This is a genomic window from Exiguobacterium sp. s26, from assembly GCF_018618235.1.
Classification (GTDB): Bacteria; Bacillota; Bacilli; order Exiguobacteriales; family Exiguobacteriaceae; genus Exiguobacterium; species Exiguobacterium chiriqhucha.
The window spans coordinates 17,822-36,886 of record NZ_JACSLS010000011.1; the positions used below are offsets into that span (position 1 = coordinate 17,822).

Sequence of the window (19,065 nt, forward strand, 5' to 3'; positions counted from 1 at the left end):
TTCCAGTCTCTGCTGATAGGACCTCAGCTCGGCCGTCATCTTCTCCAATTCACGATAATCACCACGGCTGAAGGGTTTTCCTCCGTTCACCCTACACAGGAACTGAAACATGCTTCTAGGGATGACTTTTCCGAACTCGAAACAGACATCAATTAAGATGATAGATTGCTGTATCAAATTCGAGATTCGAGCAGACGTCACCGAATCCCATTCACCAGAACGACCAATAGAATCAGGAGCAGGCTTGCCACGACGAGCCCGGTCGTGGCTTTGAGCTTTTTTGGCTGCGGGATGACGACATCCTCATTTCTAAAATATGTCGATTCATTAGATTGCGGGTATACATGGGCTCCCACCTCTAACATATGTTTGTATCTCTCTTCAGAGAAGTTATTGCGCAAGTCGACCTGCAGGTCAACAAAGTACTCCTCTGTCCAGCAAGCACGATCCATTACAAGCTCTTTGTCATCCGCTTGGTCGAATACCGTGATGTTCGACTCATCCAAGGTCTTCAATGCATCCTTGATGGTCTTGTCGGTATCTGCGGGATTTCCTGTTATATAGGCCTTCAATAGGTTACGAATCATTTTTCTATCGTTTGTCATCACTGCCTCTTCGAACCTGCTCATGATTTGATTTCCTCCTTCATATTCAAAGCAATGATGTTGTCGAGATAAATCAAAAAATGTCTCACCCACTCGATACCATTCTTCAATCGCTCTGCTTCCCCCGCAAGATACTCTGCTTTTTGGGCGTGCTCTTTGAACTCGTTCAGTCTGAGTCTGGTCAGTTCGTCATATCGTTCCGCCTCATCTTTAAAATAAGCCTCAAATCGTAATAGCTGCTCATATGTGAACTCGATTGCCTGGTCAAACAAAGTTTCGATGTTCTCTTCGATGGGAAAAATGAACGCCTCTGAAACTTCTTTCATATCGACATACTCGACATCACCGTACCTCGGAACACTTACCTTTTTCGGCTTCCAAAATTCAAAAAATCGGCGATTATTGTTCTTCTCTTCCGAATATCCGACAACCTCGTTCTCGACGAAAGTATTCTTCTCGATGATTTTTCCCGCCTCTAGTCTTGGGATGGCAAAGGCGTTTTGCCAAACGTCCAAGTCAAAATGATTGTGTTCGAATGAGATGATGTTCCGGATGTGGTCCTGATAGGCTTGAATGCTTTTATCAATTTGTCCCATTATGATGGAATCGATTTTGTTCTCAATATCGGTCACTGCGTCAAGTTGGAGCATCTCGACATCTTGAATGGCCTTCTCGACGAGTGATTCAGCCTCATTCTTTCGAACTTTCCCCTGCCCTCCGTTTATTTGCTTAGTCAGTTCACTGAAACGTGTAAAAATCTTACGATTTATCGGCTCGAACGACGCCCTCGCATCAATCTCATCGCGAAAATTTTGGATTTCTTTGACCAGCTCCTCAATCTTATCTTTTTTAGAGATTTCCTCTTCAATATGTTCGATGGCTTTTACGATTTCCTGTCGTTTTTCTTGATTCGTTACGATTCGAGATTTCAGCTCTACTTCAGCCCCTTGCTGAACGACATTGTCACGTATGACCTTCACAGCACTATGCACCTTGGATGGCACCGCGTATTTCTCCAGGTATTCGTTGATGGCCTCCTCTAGACTGGTGATGCCTGAATAATGTAAGACCTTCCCATCTTCGTCCTGAACAGATTCGATTTCATTTGAAATTTTAGCTTTGAGCACCGGGTGTAATGATGCATGGTTGTTCAGTCGCATGTCAGGCTCTTCTAGATAGAGTTCTCTAAGAGAAGAGTAGGTGCTCCGCTCTCTCCTCGTGAGTTCGTATCCTGCACTTCTTTTGCGGATCAATTTTGCGATTTCAGCAGAAATCGGGAAGATATTCGGATTTGTGATGTCAAACTTTTCAAGGTCACGTTCGATGTCCTTGATTGCCGCTTCGATGCTCTCTCCTTTTTCTGGGTCAAACTCGTCCGCCTTGTTCAAGGCGAAGATGAAACGGTCTTTCGCATCCTTTCCGTTTTTCGACATATGCTCTGATATGGAATGAAGTAACTTATGATCGTCTTCGATTCCTAATTGGGTCCCGTTGAATACATATAGAATTAACGGTTTCAAAGATTTCTCGCTCTTGATGATTTCCATGGTGCGTAATTTGTGACGATCATCCATCGCATTGTTAGGTCCCGGTGTGTCAACGAGTGCGATGTTCATTCTTTGATTGCGTATCGCGGGAATTCGTCCCTCAATGACGACGTAACTAATTCTTTCGTCGTCATTGAATTCACTTAGAATATTGACGTCAACATCTTTCGTCCTTTTGATGACTTTCATTGATTTGTCATAAGCGACCGCATCAAACCCTGATTTATCAGGGACGTTCTTGATTTTCGTGATTTTCGCCGTGCAAGCCTGATTTTTTGAAGGAAGTAGCTCGCGTCCGACGAGTGCATTGATGAGCGTGGACTTCCCAGAGCTCATCGTCGCGATGACCGCAATCTCAAACTCTCCATCGATTTCTTTTTTGAACAGATTGTTCAATTCTTTGTCTCTCAGTTTCTCGGTTGGCGCATCTTTGAGAGAATCGACCAAGTGGTTCAGTTGCTCAATCCTGTCCTCGTCTTCTTTCACGGGAATGTGCACCAGTTTGACGTCAGGATATCCCTCTCTCATCTCCTGTAAATCAGAAAAATCGACAATCGTCCCTGTAAAACTTAGTTCAAAACGATTGTCATTCAACTCATCTTCCAGTAATGGGAAAAGTTCTTGCACCCATGCTTGTAACATGCGGCCTTGATAACGGGATAATTTTGATTTATTCATCAAATTTGAACCTTTATATGTCATTACAGTCTCTAGCGTGAATGGATTATAACGCATCTCAACTTTCATTCTCTTATTCCCTTCGCGTTTGTTTGTTGAAATTCAGACTCATGTCCAACTGTTTTTATTTTACATAATTTTTCATCGCAAAGCCTGCCGATTTTTATTAAAGGTGATAAATGGTTTTGAAATTCCAGATGGCTCAGGTGATGAAAATAGCTCTACATAGAGCTCAATCTTCAATCCGTATAAAATCTGTGTCGATTGCTAATATATGGATGAATAATCCGATTGGAAAGTTCGTATTTTCTATGTCTGAAAACTCCCTTACTTTTCATCGGTACTTTCTACAATGACGTTCTCAACATTTCGATTGGGTTGATCAGGTGTTAGGGCTATGGTACGATTAGAACACCCTGAGAATTTCACTTCTAACAAAAATGCAAGGGGGGTACATATTGATGAAATACTCTGTCTCCAAACAGATAAAGTACCTTAGACATCAAAAAGGGATTCTCTTTGACAAGATGTCCGAAGATGCGGCCAGACAGGTCTTACAAAATCGAACCTATTACTATAAGGTCACTTGCTTCCGTAAAAACTTCATCAAAAATCAGCAAGGAAGATATCTTGATGTCGATTTCGCGATATTGAACGACCTTGCCGTCATCGACATGCGTCTCAGGTATCTCTTGTTACATCTCACCTTAGACCTTGAACATGCGGTGAAGACAAGACTTGTTGAAAGTATCACATTGAGTAATGAGGACGGTTACTCCATCCTTCGTGAGTTTGATGAGCATGAGAAAAGTCGGTATGAGGCGCGATTAGACGGAGGTCCGTCTAAAAAAAGGTCTCCATATCGCGATATACAATCGATGCATATGAGGAAAGTCGATTCACATGAATACGACTACCATCTAATCAACGCGTACGACCGTAAAAATCCAAGCGGAAAACCTTTACCGGTCTGGGTCTTCTTGGAGAAGGTTTCTTATGGTGGTCTGGAGAAGTTCATTCATTTCTATGTCGAAAGCAAGAAGAGCAACTATAAAATCTTCAAACCTGCCACTGATCTTCTGATGTACAGTAAACGCATCCGTGACGCAGCGGCACACAATCGTCCTATTTTGATGAACATCGGGAACAATCGCCATGCTGGTGTCATCCAGAATCGAGTCTCGTCTGATGTCGAGCGATTCATCATCGAACGAACGGGTCATTCAAAAGGTACACCCGAACATGCCCGCGTCATGAAAAAGATGAAGAACACGAAGGTACATGATTTGCTTTGTGTTTTCATGCTGCATCGTCTCTACGTGAGCCCAGAAATCCAACAGGCACGTCAGAGAGACATCGAATCCCTTCTCGAGCGAGCAAGATATCGTAAAGAGCTCTATGTGATGCATCCACACATGACAAGCATTTTTGAGGTCTTCGCGTCCATCCTGTCCCAACAGATTTTGTCAGAATGAGAATGATATACCCCTGTTTACTGTTTACTGTTTACTTGTTTACTTGTTTACTTGTTTACTTTTTATCACGTTGTGGTAATATTATCAGTACAGATGAAAGACCCCGAAAAACACCGTAAGGTACCATAGGGGTCGCCCACTACCGACAGCCCTTCCTTCTCGCAAGGATTGTTCTGTTTTTAGGGGTTACATGGATGATTTCATTTAAAGAGTGCTGAACAGAGGATGCCCGTCTTCTGTTCAGCATTCTTTTCGTTTACAACAAGGAAACCATGACGTATTACTCTTTGCATCGTCCCTCTTCTTCCACCTGGTCATTTTTCTTACTCACCTTACCTGACGACTTCTCCTATAATCACTATAAAGATGTCAACATCCTGTCGGTCACTCGATGGCATGTGAAGACTGGTATTATCGCATCCAAGAGAATAGTGATGAACAAGGAGGAGAGAATTATGGTATGGTCTTATTGGAAAGCGGTTATTCATTATGGGCATGTCGGCCATCGAAATGAAATCAGTGTGGCAAGGTATCTTGTCACCCCTGAAGAGGCCACGACGGTGGATGTGATGATCCTGATCAATCAGATGCCCGGTACGAAGAAACGGGCCATGGTCTCCATCAAAAAAATTGATTCTTTGGAATATCTAGAGGGCTTACGGATGGAGAAGGAAGACTTCTTCTTACAGCGACTTTTCGAAAGGAAGGAAGCACGGTGACCCTACATCCCAACTTCCAACCGTATACATTTCGACGTCGAAATGTATACGGTGCCCATTTGATGAAAGACTTGACCGCGACTATAAACTAGTAAAGTGGTGAGAACTCCATGCAGTCGAAAGAAACAAAGGTGACCTCGTTCCGAGTGTCACCAGATGTCAAAGAACGTATACAGGAATTGATGGAACATCGACAGTTATCCACCAATCAATTGTTCGAGGAACTCCTGACATTGGCCGACAGACAGGCCTCCGACCCAATCATGGAGGAGGAGGACGCGGTATTGAACGCGGCACTCTCTCAGGTGAGAGCACTGTTCCATGAGCGTGCGACACGGATCGAGGCGCAGACGAAAGAGAATCAACGAATCAAAAGTCGTCATATAGAGGCAGTGCAAGGACTCGAGCAAGATATTCTTCTAGAACGTGAACGGTTAGAGTTGGATTTTCAGGAGAGACTTTCTGAACTTGAGGCGGAGGTTACTCGTTCCCAAGGCGAGCTGGGCGAAATGAAACGGGCCAAGGAAGCTCTACTCTCGACCCTAGAAACCGATAGAGAATCTTTCAAGGAACAGCTCAAGGAACAGAAAACAAAATGTTTTAATCTTGAGGGAGAAGTCAAGAGACTGGAACAAGAGCGCGGCCAACTCTATCGACAGAACCAGAGCCTTTTGGATATGATTGAGGATTTCAAGACCGGAAAGCAGAAGACGGACTTTCTTGAAGAAGAGAACAAGTCCCTTCAATTGGAGGTTCAGATACTTCGACGCGAAAAGGAGACATACGAACTACGCCTGAATGAGCAGATAGAGTTGGCGATTCTTCGTGAACGAAACAAAAGTGTAGATGATGAATGAAAAGGGAGAGGTGTCCACCGAAATGGGGACCCTCTCCTTTTAAGTACTTTTTAATGTATACATCAGTACTATCTCGTTCTCTCTATTCTTTCGTATACGAGTACTGTTTGATATTATAACCATGGTCACAGATAAGGGTTATTGTGTCGTCTGAGGTGCCGTCCACCTCAAAAATGATGACGAGCTCATGATCGTCCTTCAAGAATTCTTTCAATATCAGATATGTCTCATCGACTTTGGCTCGCCCTGCGACTTGGGCTCTGAGTCGTTTGAAACGGTGATTCTCGTATCTCGTACCTGTAAACGAATCTACCTGCTCCCCTATCTCTTTACTCAGCTGTGCCTTAAGTACATCCCACGCCACGCTGGTAAGTACCCATTGCGCGATAAAAAAGAGCACGTGTTCCATACCGCCACTGGCACCAGAGTCTATCCGTTCCTGCTGCCTACGGAGAATTGTGTATTCAACACCCTCATCCTCTAGCTTTTTTGCAAGGATCTCCGCTAACCCGGTCTGACCGATTTCTCTCGCGCTTATAATCAAGCCATCCCCCATCAAATTTGTGGACGGGAGATTCATCAAACGCTCATCAATTTCGGTCGTCGGTTCACGATTAGCTGAAACATACGCTCTACATATCTTTTCAATCGATTCAATCAATTGCTTGTCTTCATCGCTCAGTTCTGACGTGGTGAACATCATCCAAAACGTCACCTCTTGTCTGCCCTCCGTTTGAATCTGTTCGTATCGTAGCCAATCACCTTTTTCCATCAAGATACGGGTATATAAGTCCTCGACCGACTCATTGGACTCATCATTCCAGACTTGAAAGCTGTTTACCTCATGAATTAGCGAAGGCTGGTCTACGGAATCAAAATCAATTATCTCGACCATCAAATTTAATGTGAGTCTTTCCATGACAAAGCTTCCTCCCACCATAGAGCGATATTTGGGGGTGCGTTCATCGAACGCCGACCTCTTTCGACTCCTCGATTGCTCTTTCAAGATACAGCTCTTCCAAAATCTCGTGTAAAATCTTCAACTGACTGTGCCTCTTGTTTGAAATTATCTCAAGAAATGAGACGAGGAAGCGGGCAAAGAAGAACAGGGCGAGGATTCCAAATACGAAAGCAAACTTGAAAGTCGCGGGGAGGTCTGAGACGGTATTCAATATCGCTATAGATGAGGAAATCAGTATCGTGAGGTACACCATGTCCAGTGAATACTTTCTCTCATGGGCTCCAATCCTTACTTTGACTATTTCGGCAAATTCTTTGATATGTCTCGCCTCATGAATGACATACTCTTCTGTCAGAGCAACACTCACCGTCTTCTTCATCTGTTCGAACCTTTCAACCCTCTTCCGTTCCACCTCTTTGTCGGACTCTGTATTATAGTGCGACATCATCACCAAGGTCACGAGTACCGTGACGAACCATAGCACGAGCATCTTGAAGTCGAATATCTGTGCCGTCATAAATATAGGGGACAATAGAACGATGAAGGTCAAGAGAATTGATATGAAGAACCTACCCATCGACGGAACCCTCTTAAAGACACTCCCGGACGCCCTCTGTTCCGCCTCTAACCTCTTCAAGTAGAAATCAATCAATTTTTGTACCATATTATCTTAACTCTCCTGCCTTAGAAGAAATTTATATATCATCACGAACTGACACCAACACCATCTCTCGTTAAGGAAAGGAATTCTGTCATCTCCTCGCTTCTGAAGCGCTCCACCTCTCGAATGTCTTGCAGGACGGGACCGAAGGGTAAGGATTGGAGTATGTGAGGTCTCTGTAAAATCCGCTCATCGAATATGGCGACAACGCCCATGTCGTCCTCTGAACGGATGAGGCGACCGGTCCCCTGTTTCAGCTTAATCATCATCTCGTCCTCGATCATGCTCGGGATCAACGTGGCCTTATGTTGAATAACCGGATCGGGAACCGGATACGGCAGCCTCACCACGACGAGGCAGGAAAGGGCATCCCCTTTGATATTGACCCCTTCCCAGAACGAACCGGTCGAGAGTAACACCTTCGCCCCTCCGCCGGCAAAATCTCTCTGGAGACCCTTGACCGACTTCGTCCCATCCTGTTTCAAGATTTCCCAAGGTGAGCTCCCTCTCAGCTCTAAAAGGATGTCACTCACCTGGTCGAGTTGCTTTTTCGAGGTGAAGAGCACCAAGGTCCTCCCTTCGAAGACATCTGCCAACCGTTTGATTTCGAGCGCGATCGACGACGCGCTCTCCTCAGACTTCACATCGATCCCTCGACCAGGAATGTAGACTCGTGTGTTCCTCACGTAATCATATGGAGAGGGCTGGGGATGGCTGTAACTCATCTGCTTCGGCATGCCGAGCGCCTTTCGCTGGTACGAATAATACGAGTGATGGTCGTCCGGGTCATTCCCGGTCCCTAGTGTCGCCGAGGTCAAGATGACCGACCTCTTTTGGTTGAACAACAGTTTACGAATGATTTCGTTGATGTTCTTAGGAGCGCTACACATCACAAGGCCCTTCTGGCTGAATTCTCGTTCATAAACGGCCCAGTAGACAGACTCGTCGCGGATGATTCCATCAAGATACTCACGGAAGGTGTCGACAAGTGATGTCAATTCCTCATATAGGGTCTCTTTCGTCTCATCGTAATCGAAGTAAAGAAGATCATTGTGCAATGTATCCAACTGTTCGACAATCGACTCGATAGCTTCTCGATGCGAGAGCACGACAGATTTGAAGTCAAGGCGGTTGTCCAATATGTAGTCGGCCTCGTGTATATGTTCTTTTCTCAAGAACGTGTTGACCGAATCCAAGAAGCCACCAAGCGCCGTCTCAAGACTGGTGATATCGAATCGGGAGAGACGCAGGTTCTCGATGAGACGACTCATTCGCTTCACCATGCGATGGTCGAGTTTGATGTTCATCGCATCCCTGACGACATCCTCGAACTTATGTGCCTCATCGATGACAATCGTGTGACCTTCCTCGATCAGGCCCTTCTTCCCGTAGAGTCTCTTTTGTCTCAAATCTTCTACTAACAGATTATGGTTCACTATCAGACAGTCTACCGAGGCCGTTCCCCTTCCTCCGAGACGCTGTCTCATGTTATAGAAGTCGCATGCATGACGATGCTCACATTGTTTGAAGGCACAACGCTCCACACACCATAGTCGTCTCTGCGACTGGGTGACACGTTCATCATCCCAAGTCGCCTGCAGCTCACCGATGCTCGTATGACGGTCTTCCTCTTTACGAGGACTCGATTCATACCTTTTGTAACATGCATAGTTGGTCTTTCCTTTTCCGACCTCGTAGGTGAAATTTTTAGAGAGTATTCGTGATACCTCCTGGACGTCCGCGACGAGCTGCTCGGTCAACTGGATCGATGAGGATGAGACGATGAGGGGTTTACCGGTCGGCCAGCTCCTCAACAGGCCAGGGATGAGATAGGCGAAGGATTTACCGATACCCACGCCCGCCTCCGCAATTAAAGGATAACCGCCTTCTATCGCCTCGCCTATGTCCAGCATGAGGTCCTCCTGGCCCTCACGGAGGAAAAAACCGTGTTCTGTCATCGAGTCGATGCCTTTGAAAATTTGATCGATATACTTGATAAGAATCATCTCCTAGAAACGTATGTTCTTGTTATTTTATCATCCATTTTAAATCTGATCAACATTCTTCAGGAAAACATCTACATTTTCCTTTCCGAATCGGTTCATCAATAACTTGCCATGGAAAGAAACATGATACCTTGATAAAAAAATGATCTACCCTGAAGTGCAAAATAAATTATAATCGATATATGAAAAAAATCCCATCACGACAATCATAACAAGTATATGGATTCCTATATTTGTAATTTAATGATACGCGTAATGATGAGGATAAAATTTGTTGGTCTCGGAGGCATCGCTATGGACACAGTCAGATTTGAAGATTTATCGATGACGAACCTGGTTCCAGGTCGAGTTTATCTTCCAGGTGATACTCGGAACTACACAAGGGACGAACCGATTCAAAGACTTTTCAGGTTCGAGGGTTACAGGGGAATCGGGAATATGGGTGGGATTCGACGCACCATGCAACAGCCACCCCTAGGTGTACCCCGCCGCGAGGAGGCCTTTGTCGTCCTGGTGAACAGCGGCACCCAAACGAACTGGCCAAATATCTATGATTCCACGAGCGGTACCTTGATCTATCACGGAGACAATCAGACCCCGGGCCAAGACCACCTCTCTACGAAACAGTCGGGTAACAAGACTTTCGCCAAGTATTTCCAAAGGGCCTATGATGCGATGGAGACACGCATTGCGCCGTTCTTCTATTTCGAGAAACAGAGTGACAGGAGCGTCAAATATATAGGCATCGCGGTCCCTTATGTGCCTAACTTATCTGAGGATGAGGCGTTGTCACTACGGAGCTTTCAGGACTCGGAGACCGGACAGCCATACGACAATCTTGTTGCACGTTTCACCATCCTTGAGGTGACGGTCACCAGGGAATGGCTCATCGATTTGAAGCACGGGATGGCTGATTCCAAATATGCCCCGAATGAATGGCTACGTTTCATCGCCGAACGTGACCTTTCATCACGCGTCGAACCCCCTCTTACCCCTCGTCATCGACTATGCCGAGAGCGTGCATTGGAGAACATCGGTTATCGGATGACCGCCTTCAGAAGGACACAGGGCAGATTCCGCCGTGACTTGTTGGCCAGTCGCGATTGCTGTGAACTGTGCGGTATGGGAGTAGAATCGTTGCTCGTCGCGAGCCACATCGTCCCGTGGTCGATTGCAGACGATCTACAACGTCAAGACCCGGACAACGGGCTATTACTCTGCGTCACCCATGACGCACTTTTCGACAAGGGGTTCATCAGTTTCGGGGACGACGGGAGAATCCTGATTTCGGAGACGCTGCCCCGCCAAGAATGGCCGAGGATGAACATCGACGAGACGATGTGGCTCTCTTCTGTGCCGAAAAAGAAGGACTACATGCAGCTCCATCGTCTGAACATCTTCAAGACATCTTCAGAATAAATCACTCCATTCAATCAACCTATCGACTATCGCCAGGAGGAAACGATTATGCCATTCGCAGAAAATATCACCTTCATGCAAGGACTGTATGATGAGATGCCGATCCTAGAGATACACGGTAATGTCCATTCCTTAGAAAATCAGGTCCCAGGGCTACAACTAAGGTACCCCGGTTCGCTGGTGGGTCAACAAATCGGGGACTACTGTCTATATTTGAACGATTTCGCCCCCTCGCATCCACACGTGGTCCGTGCGATTCACACGTATTGTGAGCTATCGGGACACGAAGGGGCCGAAGCGATGCTTTGCTTTCTAGAGGATCTGGCTACGAATGGACTGACCGGGACAGTGGAACTTCCTGCCCCGTTCGAACTCGCGGGGCACAGGTTGGAGGGTCGACAGACCAGGGTGCTCCTCTACTGGTTGATCCTGCAGGAGGACATCAATTATCCGAGTCCTCGACACATGGGTGTCCGGATGCCGTTCGTCCGATACACCGAGGCCGTCATCTCTTCGATACACCCTGATCTGCTCGACATCGAGACCGTCGTCACGAGGACCGCCGCCCGTGGCGGGAGACCTGCGCCCAGGTTCGCACATGTCTCCCTGTCCACCCGTTTCCTACGAACGTTCGACGTCATCGAGAACATGAGGCGCTCTGGCATCTGATGAAAAATAAGTCGCCGGCACATGTGTCGGCGACTTATTTGGTTTTTACAGCCATGTCATTGCCGATCCATCATGAAAGACGTTCCTCGAAGGAGTCCAGCACTCCCCGCATCCGTCCCATGAGACGGATGAACTCCTCCCTGTTCTTCTGATCGAGCCTTCCGATATGGTCCATATCGATTGTATCGAGCGTCTTCAGGGACGTGTTGAATGCATCGATTGGTCTCATCTTCGCCCGGGAGATGGCCGTCTCGTCTGCCCTACGGTCGATGAGGGAGGCGGCCTCGTCCCTCAGGTCCTTCATTTCCGAGTTGAGCTGCCTCATGGTCTCCAGGTCGACCTTCTCTTTTCCTTGAAAAGCGTCGGCGACATCATAAACGATTTCGTCGAATTCTTCGAGGAACGCATCTCGATTCGATGCCTTCAAGATGTCATTTCCGATGCGACGGATGTATCTGGTCAAGTCCTTGTTCTTGGAGATTGTCAGCGCTGTGAAGAGCGTGTCCGTCACTCGGATCCGTTCCTCCTCGTCCTTCTCGTTCTTCAGGATGCCGACCATCTCCTGGAGGGGACCATCCAGCTCCAGCTCCCTCGCGAGATAGAATTTTCCGTCGGCGTTGATGAACTCCAGGTACTCGACCATCAGTTTGGCCTTCTCGACCATCTTCTTGACCTCCGAGGGCTTCTTGTTGGTGTTCAACGCATACTCCTGTTCCGTGAAGTATTCATTGACGACGATGTCATTATAGACGTCGACGAGGTTATCAATCGGATTGTAGTCTACCGGGCGCTCCTCACCATGCTGCAGGTTGAGCTCGAGCCGTTTGATGTCGATATCGGAGAGCCCTTCTTTCGGGTCGAGGATAATCGCCTCGAAAAAGACATCCATCCCGTGGTCACGTCTCAGATGGCGGAGACAGGTGAATCGACGGTTCCCGTCAACGATGGTCCCATCGTTGAGCACCACACCTGGGACCCGCTGTCCGAAGTTCTTGATATTGGCCTTCGTCTTCTCGAGCGCCCCTTTGTTCGACTCGATGATCATCTCCTCCACCTTGTCGTTGTATTCATTCTTGTCAAGGGTCGAGACGTCCTCCCCCTCTGACTCGACACGGTTCATCCAGCTGATGATTCGTCCGTTCCGTCGATTGTAGACCAGGTGCTCGAGGGGGATCCGATACACATCGAATACCCTCGTCTCCCCTTTCAATGTGAGCTTCCTCTTCTGCTCTGTAAGAGATATATCTTCCCCAATCCGTTTTCTGAGATTGATGTTCTCTGGTCCTTTCCTCATGTCCAATCCCTCCCTCATGTCCAATCCCTCCCCTGTCATTCGTCAATCGAATAGATGTTGTCCAGAAATGTCTGTTTGTCCTGATAGAGCTTGCCTGTCTCCGGAGAGAAATGACCTCCTCGGTCCCGAACGGCCGAGACGATGGCGCTCTCATCAAAGAGGAGATGAAGGGAGGTCTCGATGTCCTCTCTCAACTCGAGGGGCTCCATGCCCCCATCCTTTGGGAGATGCTCGATGAAGAGACCTCCAAGGCTCCTTGGCCCTTTCCCAAGATAAAAGATGTCACCTGAGCCGGTCCTGATTGCCCCGATTTTAGGATGCGAATGTAAGAGTCCCTCGAAAAAGATATCCTCCAAACCGAGCTCCCACAAGGACGACTCTACCTGATGATGAATCATCGGGACAGTGAAGTATTCCCATTGCTGTCGTTTGACGTGTTCGATCACCTCTTTGATGAATCCCCTCACGACACCCTTGTTGACGCCCGCCTTCCTGAGCCTTGTCAGATGGATGTACTGCCGTTCATCGAACCGAAAGATATCATGTCTATCTTCCAGGTCCTTCACCGCCCTTTTGAAAGTGGCGGTCTTGAATGCAGGTTCGTCCGGGACGATGAAGAAGTCGCTCGCGACGAGTAGTTTTTTAAAATATGAATCTGCGCTATCGTGGTGTGAACGAAGGACGAGACCTCCCCGTAGGGTGAAGCCACAACGTTCCAGGGAGACGGGATTCATGAACCTCGCCTTGAAATCCTCCACCTCTCTGAACATGCCTTCTAGTTCTTCAAGGGTATAGATGTCCCTCGTGAGACGCCTCGAGAACCAGTCGAGCTCTCGCTTCGTCGCTCCCGACATCGTGACCCCGATCATGCCGTCCGGTGAGACGAGTTCTGGCAGCGCATCCTTCAACGTCCGTCTCACGCTGCGAGGAGACAGCCCGAAACTCGCATGCACGATTTCAAGGAAATCACTGATTTCCATCGGCCCATGTCTTCGGACCAGTCTCTTCAGCCAGACCGACTTGTCGTCCACACCGATCGCGATTTCGAGGAGGCGTCCCATGGTCACGTTCTTGACGGTGACGTGGTGTCTGATGATTTGATGGAGCTCTTCATGCGTGATGCAGTCCAAATCCTCCATGAGTGATGGGTCGAGGCCGAAGATGTGTTCGGTGCTATAGAAGCCGGGCTCCAGCCTGAGAACTCCCCTCAGACGTTGGAGGTTTCGTTTGGTGAGCACCGAGTCGTCATGGAATCGATATCGATTGTCCGAGGAGAGTATCCGGCTCGACCTAGAGGCGATGGATGCGAGCTTCCTCTCATCCGCTTTGAGCCTCTCGGTCGTCCACTCATCGAACTGCTCGTCGAGAAAGGCGTCATAGAGGGTCTTCAATCCATCGATGGGCATGTGTGCCTGACCGGCGTTCATCCAGCACACATGCTCGAAGACCCCGGTCATGGTGGCCTCTTCTAGATTTCCCGAACGGTCCACGAAGACAGAGAGGTGACGCCTGAACCGTTCGCGCTGCACCTCGTTCAACCTGGCATACATCCCTCTGACATCCCGCTGGTCGCTTCGTACCTTGAGGGACAGGAAGCGGTACATCCGAGCGTCCTCGGCGAACACCGCCATGAACGATTCTTCGGTGAACGCATAGGACTTGAACCTGTTGAGGTATCGTCGGGCGTCCGAGACATGCGTCACCGGCATCATCGCCAAAGCTCTCTTGAGGTTTTTCTTGAAGGTCCGGAGCGGTAGTCTCCGACGTTCGGCGAGCACGAGGTCGTCCAGACCGGTCTCTAATTTTGCACGAACGAACTCCGACTCCGGGATGTCATCCGAGGACAAAAGCGAGGACAAGGTCCGTGTCCTCTTCTTGAAGTTCTCACCGTCCGGTCTGACGAATCCATACCTCGAAGATCTCTCGAGCAGATCGGCGACATCATCCTTCTCGGTCTTCAGAAGGGTCGCCACCTCTTCTAGGGAGAAGACGTCGCCGAGTTCGTCATATACGTTCTCATAAAAGACATGCTCGACTCCTTTCCTCGCGATTCTCCTCTCGAATGGCTCCCTGTCCGTCCGACCCGCTCGTGCGCCACGTTCCCCAGGCCCGCTTTTCATCTCTCATTCCTCCTCCCTTGACCATCAGACGGCATCTCGTCCGATTTTGAATACATGTATTAGGTCCAGTACCCAGGTATTCATTTTTTTGTCTCCACTTTCCTATCTTTTTCCCTGATTTTTAGGGGACGTATCATCATTTTTACAAAGGAGGGATATCTCTTCGATGACTCATCTGTCCCGATACACCACCTCGTCTGTTTATTTGAAATCGACAAAATGGAGGAGGTCCGCGCCTTCGGCGGACCTCCTCCATCTAAATCGTTCGACTATCGGTTCAATCGAACAGGGCGACGATGTCGTCATAGTTCACGTTCGGGTCAGGTCGGAGCTCGCCGTTCTCGATCGCCTCGAGCATACGCTGTTCCTTCTCCTTGAGTCGGATGTAGATCTTCTCATCGACCATGTTCTGTCTATCGGGCTGGCCCTCCATCATCATGTAATGATAACGGGTGTATTGTCCCTCTTGGAGTCCCAGACGATGGATCCGGTCTCTCGACTGGAGCATATGGGTGAGATTGAACGAATACTCGAGATAGACCGCGTCGTGACAGACATGATGGAGCGACACCGACTCCGCCAGCGTGTGCGGGTTCGTGACGATGACATCGAACTCACGGTTCTGGAAGGCACGGATCAGTCGCTCGCGCTCCTCCTGTGGCGTGCTGCCATAGATGACGGCGGACCTGATCCCGTTCGACAAGAGCTCCTCATGGACCCTGTCTATTGTATGCACGAACATGCACCAGACCACCGCGGTCTTGCCCTCCCTGTGGAGGGAGGTGACGGTGTCGATGGCACGACGGAACTTCCGTGTCTCTCGGACGGACCTGAGGAGACGTATCTCCTCCATATCCAAGGAGACATCGGGCTGCCCCTCCCCGTCCAGAAGAGGGATTTCAGCCGCATCCTCCCCGAACATCTCCGCCATGTCGATGTTCCGGAGGACGAGCTCCGGGCTCGATGCCGCCTGGATGAGGCGGATGTACAGGGCGAACGGGTTCCCACGGTACTTCCGATAGAGGAGGTCGATGATGCGCTGTTCCGTGTCGTCTGCGACGATTCTGTAAAGGATGTCGTCATCCGCGTCCGGCACACCGAGCTCCCGCTTGTTCGTTCGCCAGAAGAACGGCGCCAGCTTCATGTTCACCTCTTGGACCTTCGACTCGTTCGGTTCCTTTAGCTCGTAAGGTTTGAAATTGAAGAATGACTTGTACTCCTCACCGTACAGGATGTTGAGGAAGTTATAGATGTCCTCATAGGTGTTGGGTATCGGTGTCCCGGTGAGGACGAACTTGTAAGGTGCCAGGGGCGCCAACGCCTTCGCGGACTTCGCGCGTATGCTGTTCAGCCCCTTGATTTTATGGACCTCGTCAAAGACCAGCATGGTGGAGCGGTCAATCACCTCGGAGAGGACCCGCTCATATTTCCCGAGCGACTCGTAGTTGACCAGGATAAGGTCATAGAGGTGGGCGTCTGTCTTCAGGGCGAGCAACGGCTCGACCGATTCATGAATGTCGAGCACTTTAAGGTCTCGCTTGTTCCCGAAGTTCGCCCGGAACTCGTCCTTCCATGAGATGAACGTGTTCTTCGGCCCGATGACGACGAGTCGCTCGACCTTGTTTACCTCTCTCGAGGAGAGGTATGCATACGCGCCATAGATCATCGAGGTCTTCCCCGCGCCCGGGACGGAGAAGTTCGCCGCCTTCTGCATCTCGACCATATAGAAGGCCGAACGCATCTGCCGCTCCCGTAGCTTTCGTTCGAGCTCCCTGTCCACCAGGCTCGAGAAGGTCTCATACTTTCGTTGAACCTTCTCATGTGACGATTTGAGGAGACGCGCATATTCCGCCCTCTCCTCGATCATGAACTCCTGGTCTCCCAGGTATTGCCGGAGACGTTCTGTGACGACGACCTCGAAGCCACGTCTTTCCCCGAGGCGTTCCAGATGGCCGATCACCTTCTTGATCTCCACATAGGTGAGATCCGACCGGAAGGCAGGATATCCCCCGTCGCAAAACGGCACGAGCGTCCTCGTCAATATGCGCTCGTTCGCACGTAATTTGCCGGGCGCCACCCGGTCATGGACGACGAGCCTGCCCTGATCCAACGTCAGGACCAGGGCGTCGTCCAACAGCATCTCTTTGTCCAATATGATCCTCCCCTTGTCTCTTCTCAGGATATGACTCAGCACGAGCTCCTCGAACTCCCTGACACGGACACCATGTCTGCCCGAACCGTCGGACCAGAGGCTCTCGAACTCCTCGATGGCCCTGTCAATCTTTTGACGGTCGAAGTCCGAGCACAGCCAGGTCCCGGTGACGTCGAACGACTCATAGTTGTGCTCGATGGCGGCGCGTGTCTCGTTGTTGGACCCGGTGAAATAGAGGATGTTCCCCTCTGCGTCCCTGACGAGCCCGAACTTGGAGTGGAACAGTCCGGCACGGATGAAACCAATCCGGACGTCCACGACCCCTCTCGCGATGAGATGGGCCAGGTTCGAGAAGTCCGCCTCCTCCTGGAGGGAGAGCTTCTCGTCGAGTCGGTCCAACAGGTCCTCCTCGAGCTCACGTCTCAGACGATATCCGTCGGACATCTGAAGGAAGTCCTCCTCTGCAATCTCCTCGGAGATGATGAGGCGCATCCTTCCCCCGTTCCGGACCAGCCCTTGAATCCCTTTCGCATAATGCGCGAACGCCTTCCCGCTGAAATACCCGCTCACACGGTCATAGGAGACGGCGTTCGACAGGACCGGCTCATAGAAGGTTTTCGCGATGCTCGTCTGGTTCGTATAATATGAGGGTTTCAGGTCGAGGAGGCGAAAGTCCGACTCGGCCCTCATAGGGAATCCAGTCTCTCCCGCAACAGGTTCACCAATCGGTCGAACTCGCCCTTCGTGTGTGCATCCATCCTGGACACCTGCTCCGTGTCGATGTTCTCGAGCGCCTTGAGCGAGGTGTTCAACGCGTCGACCGGTTTCATCTGGGCTCGTGTGATGGCCGTCTCCTCGGCACGACGGCTCACGATGTAAGATGCCTCGGAACGTACCTGTTCGAGGTCCTTGTTCACCTCTCGAATCGTCGAGATGTCGACGGTCTCCCTCTCTTGGAAGGCATCGTGTACGTCGTCCACGATGTCCTCGAACTCCTCTAGGAATTCCTCACGGTTCTTGCTTCCGAGGATGTCCTTCCCGATTTTACGGATGTAACGGGTGAGGTCTCTGTCCTTCGAGGTGCTCAATGCCGTGAAGAGTGCGTCCTGTACCCGGATGCGGTCCTCCTCATCCTTCTCTTTCCGCAGAATCCCGGTCATCTCCTGTAGCGGACCGTCGAGCTCGAGCTCACGAGCGACATAGAACTTGCCTTCCGCATTGATGAACTTGAGGTACTCGACCATGAGGTCGGCCTTCTCGAGCATCTTCTTGACATCGGATTCTTTCTTGCCGATGTTCGCCGCGTATTCCTTGGTCGTGAAGTAACGGTTGATACGGATGTCGTTATAGACGTCGACCAGGTTGTCGATGGCGTTATAATCGACCGGACGTTCCTCCCCATGCTGGATGCGCAGCTCGAGTCGCTTGATGTCGGCATCCGTCAGTCCCTCCTCGGGGTCGAGGATGACAGCCTCGAAGAAAAGGTCTCCCCCGTCCTCACGCTTGAGTTGACGAAGGCAGGTGAATCGCCGGTTCCCATCAATCACGGTCCCGTTGTTCAGCACGACACCAGGATGAATCTGCCCGAGGGCCTTGATGTTCTTCTTCGTCTTCTCGAGGGCGGTCCGGTTCGAGTCGACGATCATCGTCTCGACCTTCTCGTTGTAATTGTCTTTTGACAGCTCGTCCACGATGACCCCTTCGGACTCGAGTTTGTTCATCCAGCTGATGATACGTCCGTTTCGTTTGTTATATAAGAGAAGGTCGAGCGGGATTTTGTACACGTCGAAGCTCTTGACCTCACCCTTCAGGGCGAGCTTCCGCTTTTGGTCGGTCTTCATGATGTCATGACCGATGCGCCCTCTCAAATTGATGGTCTCGATTGATTGTTCTGTTCTCAAG

General features: G+C 49.6%; 14 protein-coding genes. 5 read left to right on the plus strand and 9 right to left on the minus strand.

Going from position 1 to position 19,065, the window contains the following annotated elements; genetic code table 11:
• Positions 1–197: 197 nt before the first annotated feature.
• Entirely contained in the window at positions 198–629 is a 432-nt protein-coding gene (locus KNP82_RS13330) for a hypothetical protein (protein ID WP_214828346.1), read from the minus strand.
• A complete protein-coding gene (locus tag KNP82_RS13335; protein WP_214828348.1) occupies positions 626–2,899 on the minus strand; it encodes a dynamin family protein in 2,274 nt (757 codons plus the stop codon). The genes KNP82_RS13330 and KNP82_RS13335 overlap by 4 nt, the downstream gene beginning before the upstream one ends.
• A 392-nt stretch (positions 2,900–3,291) precedes the next feature.
• Between KNP82_RS13335 and KNP82_RS13340 the strand changes: the two genes are divergently transcribed.
• From KNP82_RS13340 to KNP82_RS13350, 3 genes are all read left to right on the plus strand, one after another.
• On the plus strand, positions 3,292–4,305 hold the full coding sequence (locus KNP82_RS13340) for an Abi family protein (protein WP_214828350.1): 1,014 nt from the start codon (positions 3,292–3,294) through the stop codon (positions 4,303–4,305).
• Positions 4,306–4,760: 455 nt separating this feature from the next.
• The gene (locus KNP82_RS13345; RefSeq protein WP_214828352.1) at positions 4,761–5,024 is read left to right on the plus strand and encodes a hypothetical protein; all 264 of its coding nucleotides are present in this window, start codon (positions 4,761–4,763) and stop codon (positions 5,022–5,024) included.
• Between the two features lie 110 nt (positions 5,025–5,134).
• Positions 5,135–5,881, plus strand: coding sequence for a hypothetical protein (locus KNP82_RS13350; RefSeq protein WP_214828355.1), 747 nt, complete (start codon positions 5,135–5,137; stop codon positions 5,879–5,881).
• 82 nt (positions 5,882–5,963) lie between these two features.
• Here KNP82_RS13350 and KNP82_RS13355 read toward each other — a convergent pair whose 3' ends face one another.
• The 3 genes from KNP82_RS13355 to KNP82_RS13365 are packed head-to-tail and all read right to left on the minus strand — an operon-like array spanning position 5,964 to position 9,416.
• The gene (locus tag KNP82_RS13355) at positions 5,964–6,800 is read right to left on the minus strand and encodes a hypothetical protein (RefSeq protein ID WP_214828358.1); all 837 of its coding nucleotides are present in this window, start codon (positions 6,798–6,800) and stop codon (positions 5,964–5,966) included.
• A gap of 43 nt (positions 6,801–6,843) precedes the next feature.
• Complete coding sequence (locus tag KNP82_RS13360; protein WP_214828361.1) at positions 6,844–7,506, minus strand: hypothetical protein; 663 nt, start codon at positions 7,504–7,506, stop codon at positions 6,844–6,846.
• Between the two features lie 41 nt (positions 7,507–7,547).
• On the minus strand, positions 7,548–9,416 hold the full coding sequence (locus tag KNP82_RS13365) for an ATP-dependent DNA helicase (RefSeq protein ID WP_214828364.1): 1,869 nt from the start codon (positions 9,414–9,416) through the stop codon (positions 7,548–7,550).
• 417 nt (positions 9,417–9,833) lie between these two features.
• Between KNP82_RS13365 and KNP82_RS13370 the strand changes: the two genes are divergently transcribed.
• Both KNP82_RS13370 and KNP82_RS13375 read left to right on the plus strand, forming a co-directional pair.
• On the plus strand, positions 9,834–10,928 hold the full coding sequence (locus tag KNP82_RS13370) for an HNH endonuclease (RefSeq protein ID WP_251128764.1): 1,095 nt from the start codon (positions 9,834–9,836) through the stop codon (positions 10,926–10,928).
• 48 nt (positions 10,929–10,976) lie between these two features.
• Entirely contained in the window at positions 10,977–11,597 is a 621-nt protein-coding gene (locus tag KNP82_RS13375; protein ID WP_214828370.1) for a hypothetical protein, read from the plus strand.
• 70 nt (positions 11,598–11,667) lie between these two features.
• Here KNP82_RS13375 and KNP82_RS13380 read toward each other — a convergent pair whose 3' ends face one another.
• The 4 genes from KNP82_RS13380 to KNP82_RS13395 form a co-directional block, all read right to left on the minus strand.
• Positions 11,668–12,891: a ParB/RepB/Spo0J family partition protein gene (locus tag KNP82_RS13380; RefSeq protein WP_214828373.1), complete on the minus strand. Its 1,224-nt coding sequence runs from the start codon at positions 12,889–12,891 to the stop codon at positions 11,668–11,670.
• A gap of 35 nt (positions 12,892–12,926) precedes the next feature.
• On the minus strand, positions 12,927–15,011 hold the full coding sequence (locus tag KNP82_RS13385; protein ID WP_214828376.1) for a hypothetical protein: 2,085 nt from the start codon (positions 15,009–15,011) through the stop codon (positions 12,927–12,929).
• 277 nt (positions 15,012–15,288) lie between these two features.
• On the minus strand, positions 15,289–17,853 hold the full coding sequence (locus tag KNP82_RS13390) for an SNF2-related protein (RefSeq protein ID WP_214828379.1): 2,565 nt from the start codon (positions 17,851–17,853) through the stop codon (positions 15,289–15,291).
• Positions 17,850–19,064, minus strand: coding sequence for a ParB/RepB/Spo0J family partition protein (locus KNP82_RS13395; protein WP_214828382.1), 1,215 nt, complete (start codon positions 19,062–19,064; stop codon positions 17,850–17,852). The genes KNP82_RS13390 and KNP82_RS13395 overlap by 4 nt, the downstream gene beginning before the upstream one ends.
• Position 19,065: the final 1 nt, after the last annotated feature.

Excerpts from the sequence above, each read along its gene's own strand:
- KNP82_RS13330 (WP_214828346.1), bottom strand. The coding sequence starts at position 629 with ATGAGCAGGTTCGAAGAGGCAGTGATGACAAACGATAGAAAAATGATT.
- KNP82_RS13335 (WP_214828348.1), bottom strand. The coding sequence starts at position 2,899 with ATGAAAGTTGAGATGCGTTATAATCCATTCACGCTAGAGACTGTAATG.
- KNP82_RS13340 (WP_214828350.1), top strand. The coding sequence starts at position 3,292 with ATGAAATACTCTGTCTCCAAACAGATAAAGTACCTTAGACATCAAAAA.
- KNP82_RS13345 (WP_214828352.1), top strand. The coding sequence starts at position 4,761 with ATGGTATGGTCTTATTGGAAAGCGGTTATTCATTATGGGCATGTCGGC.
- KNP82_RS13350 (WP_214828355.1), top strand. The coding sequence starts at position 5,135 with ATGCAGTCGAAAGAAACAAAGGTGACCTCGTTCCGAGTGTCACCAGAT.
- KNP82_RS13355 (WP_214828358.1), bottom strand. The coding sequence starts at position 6,800 with ATGGAAAGACTCACATTAAATTTGATGGTCGAGATAATTGATTTTGAT.
- KNP82_RS13360 (WP_214828361.1), bottom strand. The coding sequence starts at position 7,506 with ATGGTACAAAAATTGATTGATTTCTACTTGAAGAGGTTAGAGGCGGAA.
- KNP82_RS13365 (WP_214828364.1), bottom strand. The coding sequence starts at position 9,416 with ATGCTGGACATAGGCGAGGCGATAGAAGGCGGTTATCCTTTAATTGCG.
- KNP82_RS13370 (WP_251128764.1), top strand. The coding sequence starts at position 9,834 with ATGACGAACCTGGTTCCAGGTCGAGTTTATCTTCCAGGTGATACTCGG.
- KNP82_RS13375 (WP_214828370.1), top strand. The coding sequence starts at position 10,977 with ATGCCATTCGCAGAAAATATCACCTTCATGCAAGGACTGTATGATGAG.
- KNP82_RS13380 (WP_214828373.1), bottom strand. The coding sequence starts at position 12,891 with ATGAGGAAAGGACCAGAGAACATCAATCTCAGAAAACGGATTGGGGAA.
- KNP82_RS13385 (WP_214828376.1), bottom strand. The coding sequence starts at position 15,011 with ATGAAAAGCGGGCCTGGGGAACGTGGCGCACGAGCGGGTCGGACGGAC.
- KNP82_RS13390 (WP_214828379.1), bottom strand. The coding sequence starts at position 17,853 with ATGAGGGCCGAGTCGGACTTTCGCCTCCTCGACCTGAAACCCTCATAT.